General features: G+C 64.2%; 7 protein-coding genes. 2 read left to right on the top strand and 5 right to left on the bottom strand.

The features are described from left to right. Positions 1–970 (top strand): 5'-nucleotidase C-terminal domain-containing protein (locus K8V11_RS07800; RefSeq protein ID WP_303912366.1); only part of this gene is annotated, 970 nt, incomplete at its 5' end. A gap of 31 nt (positions 971–1,001) precedes the next feature. On the opposite strand, the gene K8V11_RS07795 is transcribed toward K8V11_RS07800, so the two are convergent. Then, entirely contained in the window at positions 1,002–1,826 is an 825-nt protein-coding gene (locus tag K8V11_RS07795; RefSeq protein ID WP_303912364.1) for a maleylpyruvate isomerase family mycothiol-dependent enzyme, read from the bottom strand. Positions 1,827–2,040: 214 nt separating this feature from the next. Between K8V11_RS07795 and K8V11_RS07790 the strand changes: the two genes are divergently transcribed. Beyond that, positions 2,041–2,784, top strand: a complete 744-nt coding sequence (locus tag K8V11_RS07790) for an SDR family oxidoreductase (RefSeq protein ID WP_303912361.1) — start codon at positions 2,041–2,043, stop codon at positions 2,782–2,784. A 114-nt stretch (positions 2,785–2,898) separates the two neighbouring features. On the opposite strand, the gene K8V11_RS07785 is transcribed toward K8V11_RS07790, so the two are convergent. From K8V11_RS07785 to K8V11_RS07770, 4 genes are read right to left on the bottom strand one after another with little or no spacing between them, the layout of a single operon-like run. Next, on the bottom strand, positions 2,899–3,774 hold the full coding sequence (locus K8V11_RS07785; RefSeq protein ID WP_303912358.1) for an amino acid ABC transporter permease: 876 nt from the start codon (positions 3,772–3,774) through the stop codon (positions 2,899–2,901). Then, positions 3,771–4,445 carry an amino acid ABC transporter permease gene (locus tag K8V11_RS07780; protein ID WP_303912355.1) on the bottom strand — a complete coding sequence of 225 codons (675 nt, stop codon included), beginning with the start codon at positions 4,443–4,445 and terminating at the stop codon, positions 3,771–3,773. The genes K8V11_RS07785 and K8V11_RS07780 overlap by 4 nt, the downstream gene beginning before the upstream one ends. Before the next feature lie 15 nt (positions 4,446–4,460). Beyond that, positions 4,461–5,405, bottom strand: coding sequence for a glutamate ABC transporter substrate-binding protein (locus K8V11_RS07775; RefSeq protein ID WP_303912352.1), 945 nt, complete (start codon positions 5,403–5,405; stop codon positions 4,461–4,463). A gap of 13 nt (positions 5,406–5,418) precedes the next feature. After that, positions 5,419–6,147 carry an amino acid ABC transporter ATP-binding protein gene (locus K8V11_RS07770; RefSeq protein WP_303912370.1) on the bottom strand — a complete coding sequence of 243 codons (729 nt, stop codon included), beginning with the start codon at positions 6,145–6,147 and terminating at the stop codon, positions 5,419–5,421. Between the last annotated feature and the right edge of the window lie 322 nt (positions 6,148–6,469).

Here is a 6,469-nt window from a genome sequence, read left to right as displayed (position 1 = left end):
CGGCGCGCAGATCGGGTTCATGAACCCGGGCGGGCTGCGCGACGAACTGCTCAACGACCCCGAGGGCGCCGAAGACAATATCAACAAGGCCGAGGCCAACGGCGTGCTGCCGTTCGCGAACACCATTGTCACGATGAAAATGACCGGCGAGCAGATCAAGAACGTTCTCGAGCAGCAGTGGCAGCCGGACGGCAGCTCGCGCCCGTTCCTCGCGCTCGGCACGAACGACGCGCTCACCTGGACTTTCGATCCCACGCGCGAGCGCGGCGACCGCATCACCTCGGTGAGCTTCGAGGGGAAGCCCATCGACGAGAGCGAAACCTATTCGGTCGTCTCGCAGAGCTTCCTCGCCGGCGGCGGCGACAACTTCACCGAATTCTCCGAGGCGACGGAGAAGGCCGATACCGGCCTGATCGACTCGGACACGTGGATGGACTTCATCAGAGAGAACTCGCCGCTCGCGCCGGACTTCTCCCGCCGCGCGATCGCGGCGAAGAACCTCCCGGACACCGTCACCGCGGGGGAGAAGACGAGCTTTACGCTGTCCGACCTCAACCTCACCTCGCTCGGCGCAACGAAGGCCACGAAGGCGACCGTGAAGCTCGGCGAGGACGAGCTCGGCACCTTCGACACCACGTCCGAGGTCGACGACTCGACCTTCGGTGCGGGCGCCTTCGCCGCGCAACTCGACGGCAAGGTCGACATCGACGTCGAGATCCCCGCCGACGCGCCTGCCGGGGAACAGATCCTCACGGTCGAGCTCGACAACGGCACGGTCGTGTCGATCCCGGTCACCGTCGGTGCGGGCTCGGGCGATGACGACGGAGAGGATGGCACCGACGCTCCGAGCGCCGGCAGCCTCGCGAGCCTCGCTCCGGTATTCGGCTCCTCAGTCGCGCTGCTCCACGTCCTCGGCTTCGAGGCCGCTGGCGCCGAGGGCAGTCTCGAGGCCCAGACCATCGGCAGCTAGGCCGTGGGCGGCCCCGTCCGTCCTTCGGCTCCTACATTGTGACGGCGAGCTCGCTCAGCACCCGCTGGGCGAGCTCGCCGTCCCCGTCGATCTGGATGTCATTAGTTACCTCGGCCGGCGCGACTCTTCCGCCGTAGAGCCGGGCGAACACGCCCGCCGGCATCGTGAGCGTCACCGTGGGCTCGGCGGGGCCATCTTCGATATACCGAGCCCGCCCTTCGACGGCCACAGACACAGTCCGGCCCGCAGCTCCGGTAAGTCGCAACGTGAGCGTCGACCCCTCGGGCGCGGAGGCACGTTTACCGACGATGTAGCCGAATTTGCCGAGCATCTCCTCGATCGCGATGGTCGCTGCCGGAGAATCCATCCCGCCCGGCGCCGAGACCGCGTCGCGCAGATCCTGCTCGTGCATCCAGCAATCGAAGATGCGGATCCGCATGAACTTCGCGTAGGTGCCTTTGCCCTCAGGAGTCCACGACTCGGCGTGGAAGTCCTCGTCCGCCATCGCGCGCAACGTCTCGTCCCGAGAGCGCGTGATCTGGTCGAACTGTTCAACCAGCTCAGCCGCCTCCGCTCCACGGAAGTGATCAATCCACGCCTGGTTGAGCTCACCGATCTCGTTGCGCACGAACGACGGAGTATCGCCTCTGGACGCCGGTGCCTGTTCGCCGGCGAGCATTGATTCGGTGCCGATGATGTGGGCGATGATGTCGCGAGAGCTCCAGCCGGGGCACGGCGTCTGGGCGTCCCAGTCGTTCTCGTCGAATGTAGAGACCAGCTCGCGGATCGCCGACCACTCCCCGGTGAGGGCTTCAACGATGCGGTCGCGTTCGGATGTGGTGTTCTCGGTGACCATGCAAGAAATCTAGCGCCGCGGATGGCGTGTGTCGGGCGAACGGGCCACATCAATAGACGCCGAAGCGGCATCTGGCTACCGCCCGCCTGCGCGGCCGGCATGGTGTGATCTCCGCTGTTCTATATGTCCAATGGTGGCGACGCGGCCGTTCACGGGTCGACAATGAGGTTAGAACGAAGGCGCAAAACCCGACGAAGCGAAAAGAGGACAAGGCGTGAAGATCGCAGTATTGGGAGCCAGCGGAACGGCCGGACGGGAAGTCGTACGCCACGCCAGGGCCAACGGGCATGACGTCGCCGAGCTGAGCCGCAGCGCCGGCATCGACCTCGCCACCGGCGCGGGGCTCGTCGAGGCTTTCGCAGGACAAGATGTCGTCATCGACGCGTCGGCCCCGCAGGGCGGAAGCGGCGAGGACGTCGTCGCTGTTCACAAGACCGCCGCCCAGCACGTTTCCAAGGCCGCTCAGGAAGCCGGCGTCGGCCACCTCATGTACCTGTCGATCTGCAACATCGGCGACGAGTGCTTCGACGAATTCGACTACTACGTGGCCAAGCGCGAGCAGGAGGACGTGTACACGGCCTCGCCGCTCGCGACGAGCATCGTGCGCTCGGCGCAGTGGATGGAATTCGCGGACAACCCGGCGGCGGTGCAGTTCTCCGACCGGGAGGTCGTCGTCTCCGACTGGCTGATCCAGCCGATCGCGGTGTCGGAAGTCGCAGCCGCGCTCGTGCGCACCGCGGAGGGCGACCCCTCCAACTATGACGTCGCAGGCCCGGAACAGATCCGTCTTCCCGAGCTCACCGAGCGCCTCCTCCGCTCGCGCGGCGACGAGCGCCCGGTGCGGTCCGAGGAGCCGCCGATCCCGCAGCTGGCGACAGGAGTGCTGCTTGCCCCGAAGGGCGCGAAAATCCTCGGCCCCACGCCGTCACAATGGATTGACGAAGCCGCCGAAAAGTAGCGCGGTCGCGAGGCAAAGGGGCAGCTCGCGGAGGCGGGCAAACGATACGAAGGAGCGGAGCCGCGTGAATGCGGCCCCGCTCCTTCGTTGTCGACTGGGGAAGTGGAGCGCCGGTTAGGGCTCGACTCCCACAGGCTCGGTGTCCTTCACCTTGGCCAGGGGCGTTTTGCCCTTGCGGCCCTCGCGCACTCGGCGCTCAAGCCAGCCGGCGAACTTCGTCAACGAGTAGTTGAGGATGATCATGATGACGGCGACCACGAACAGAGCGGCGAGATAGTTGCGGTAGTACGAGGCGGACTGGATGCCCGAACGTACGACCTCGACGTAACCGATGATGTAACCGAGGGCGGAGTCCTTGAGCGCGATGACCATCTGCGCCACGATCGCCGGGAGCATGGCTGTGATGGCCTGGGGGAGCAGGATCATCCGCATGGTCTGACCGGGCCGGAGCCCGAGTGCGACCGCGGCCTCGTTTTGCCCCTTCGGCAGGGAGTGCACTCCGGAGCGGATGATCTCGGCGATCACCGAACCGTTGTAGAAGGTGAGGCCGAAGACCACGGCTGCAAGCGCCAGGTAGGTCGACGGGAACACCTGGTACAGCGAGAACAGCTGGTACGCGAAGATCATCAGCAGCAGCACCGGGATGGCGCGGAAGAGCTCGACGATAATCGAGGAGATCCACCGCAGCGCGGCGTTCTGCGACATGCGGCCGACCGCGAGCACCAGCCCGAGGATCATCGCGAGAACGATGGACAGAACGGCTGCGACGATCGTGCCGACCAGGCCGGGGAGGATGTATGTGGTCCACGTCGTTCCCTTGAGGAACGGTGACCACTTCTCGCCCTCGAGCTGGCCGTTCTGGCCGAGGATGACGAGAACATACGCGACGATCGCGAGGAAGATGATGATCGAGGCGACGGCGATTCCGCCGTAGAGCTTGCGTGCCTTGGGGCCCGGAGCGTCGTAGAGAACTGTTGCGTTTGTACTCATCGCTTAACCGCCACCTTCTCGCTGACCTTGCCCAAAAATAGGCCTACCGGGAGCGTGAGAATCACGAAGCCGAGCGCGATGACCGCGAAGATCACATATAGATCGCCTGCATAGGATTCGACGGTCGACTTCATGAGTAGCGACGCTTCCGCGACGCCGATCACAGAGGCGATCGTCGTGTTCTTGATCAATGCGATGAGCACCGAGGCGAGCGGGTTGATCACCGACCGGAAGGCCTGTGGTAGGACGATGAGTCCGAGGATCTGGCCGAAGCCCAGTCCCAGCGAGCGCGCAGCCTCCGCCTGGCCCATGGGCACCGTGTTGATGCCAGATCGCAGCGTCTCGCACACGAACGTCGACGTGTAGAGGATGAACGCGAGGACTGCGAGGTTGAAGTTGTTGTTCTCGATGAAGTGGTCGTTTTCCGGAGCCAGGGCGAGGCCGAGGTTCTGGTACAGGCCCATCGAGCAGAACAACACGACGAGAGTGAGCGGGGTGTTACGGACGATGTTGATATACGCTGCCGAGAACCCGCGGAGGATCGGCACCGGGCACACTCGCAACGCAGTGAGGATGGTGCCCAAGATGAGCGAACCGATGGCCGAGAAAAATGTCAGCTTGATGGTCATCCAGAAGGCCGGCCACAGGGCCGGACCAAATTCTTCCCACATGGATTAATGCACCTCCTAACTGAGGAACGAGAGATCGCCGGGTGTCGGCGGCTCGGGGATCGGGTAGCCGGATTCCTCCATGGCGTCGCCGACATTGCGCATGAAGGCTTCCTTCCACGCGCCGGATTCGATCATTTCCTCCAGCGCCGCGTTGATCGCGTCGACGGATTCCTGATCGCCCTTGGTCACGCCGATGCCGTAGCGCTCGGTGGAGAACGGGGAGCCGGCCTCGGACTTGACCGAGCCGTCGTCATCGAGGACGTCTTCGAGGTTGTTCATCTCGACGAGCTCGAACTCGCCCGGGTACTGGTCGGCGAAACCGGCGAGGATCGTGGCGTCGGTGGTGAGCGCGTCGACCTTCTCGCGATACACGGCCTCGACGCACGAGGAATACGAGTCGAACTGCTGGAGCTGCACGGCCGGAAGCTGCTTCTGCACATTCTGCGCAGACGTCGAGCCGGTGACCGAACACAGCTTTCGGCCGGCATTGAGGTCTTCGAGGGTCTGAAGCCCCGTGTCGTCCTTGCGGACGAGGAGCGCCTGGTAGGTCGTCAGGTATGGGCCGCCGAAGGACACACGCTCGGCACGCGAATCGTTGATCGAGTAGGTTGCCGCGATGAAGTCGACCTCGCCGTTGGCGATGAGATTCTCTCGCTGCGCCGACGGGGCTTCCTTCCAGCTGATCTCGGGCTCCTCGACGCCGAGGGACCGGGCGATCGAGTTGACGACGTAGCGGGACACATCGGCGTCGAAGCCGGTGATTTCCTTGTCCGGTTCGCGGACTCCGAGCCCCGGCTGATCGTATTTCTCGCCGAGAACGACGTGGCCGCTCTTGATCGAGTTGACCACGCTGCGTGGCTCCGAGCTGCCGCACGCGGCGAGAAGACCCGTGGCGAGCACCGCGGCCAGGATCGCCGCGAACGGGCGCTTCACGGCGGAGGGACGGGTGGTGTGATTCATGATCGACACCGCCCTAGTGCCCGAGGATCTTGCCGAGGAAGTCCTTGGCACGATCGGACTCGGGATTCGAGAAGAAGGTCTCGGGATCGGTGTCCTCTACGATGGCGCCCTCTGCCATGAACAGGACGCGGTCGCCGACCTTCTTGGCGAAGCCCATCTCGTGGGTCACCACGAGCATGGTCATGCCTTCCTTGGCGAGCGAGCTCATCACGTCGAGGACTTCCTGAACCATCTCGGGGTCGAGCGCGGAAGTCGGCTCGTCGAAGAGCATGACCTTCGGCTCCATCGCGAGCGAGCGGGCGATCGCCACGCGCTGCTGCTGGCCGCCGGACAGCTGAGCGGGGTACTTCTGGGCCTGGTTGGCGATGCCGACGCGGTCAAGCAGCTCCATGGCCCGCTTCTCGGCCTCAGCCTTCGGCTTCTTCTTCACCTTCTTGGGCGCAAGGGCGACGTTCTCGAGGATCGTCTTGTGGGCGAAGAGGTTGAACTGCTGGAACACCATGCCCACCTCCTCGCGGAGCTTGGCGAGCTGCTTGCCTTCTTCGGGCAGGATCTTGCCGTCGATGTGGATTTCGCCCGAGTCGATGGTTTCGAGGCGGTTGATGGTGCGACACAGGGTCGACTTGCCTGAACCGGAAGGGCCCAGCACGATGACGACCTGGCCTTGCGGCACGTCGATGTTGATGTCGCAGAGGGCGTGGTAATCGCCGAAGTATTTCTCCACCTTTTGGATGGAAATCATCGGGGTTCCCGCGGCGCTCTTGGCTGTGGGGTCTGAAGAACTCATGAGGGGCACATTAGTGCGTCTGAGACGGCCATGGTGGCAGGTGGTGAGTATTTCTCCCACTTGTTACAAAGCTCCAAGGATTTCCCGGCGAACCAACGGGCCCGGCGGGAAGTCGAGGGCAAGCTCTACATCCCTAGTGCACGGCGTTCTGTGCCGCTTCGAGGCCCACTTCCAGTATTTTTCTGACGGCGTCGGCGCCGTCCGCCATGAGGACCGGTACGTCGGCGATCTCGTGCTTGGCGAAGGGCTTGAGCACGAAGTCTGCCACCCCCATGCG

Origin of the sequence: Dietzia timorensis (assembly GCF_020742175.1) — a bacterium.
In the GTDB taxonomy this organism is placed as follows: domain Bacteria; phylum Actinomycetota; class Actinomycetes; order Mycobacteriales; family Mycobacteriaceae; genus Dietzia; species Dietzia timorensis_A.
Note: the sequence above shows the minus strand (reverse complement) of the source record. Positions and strands in the feature narration are given on the sequence as shown.

Excerpts from the sequence above, each read along its gene's own strand:
- K8V11_RS07795 (WP_303912364.1), bottom strand. The coding sequence starts at position 1,826 with ATGGTCACCGAGAACACCACATCCGAACGCGACCGCATCGTTGAAGCC.
- K8V11_RS07785 (WP_303912358.1), bottom strand. The coding sequence starts at position 3,774 with ATGAGTACAAACGCAACAGTTCTCTACGACGCTCCGGGCCCCAAGGCA.
- K8V11_RS07780 (WP_303912355.1), bottom strand. The coding sequence starts at position 4,445 with ATGTGGGAAGAATTTGGTCCGGCCCTGTGGCCGGCCTTCTGGATGACC.
- K8V11_RS07775 (WP_303912352.1), bottom strand. The coding sequence starts at position 5,405 with ATGAATCACACCACCCGTCCCTCCGCCGTGAAGCGCCCGTTCGCGGCG.
- K8V11_RS07770 (WP_303912370.1), bottom strand. The coding sequence starts at position 6,147 with ATGATTTCCATCCAAAAGGTGGAGAAATACTTCGGCGATTACCACGCC.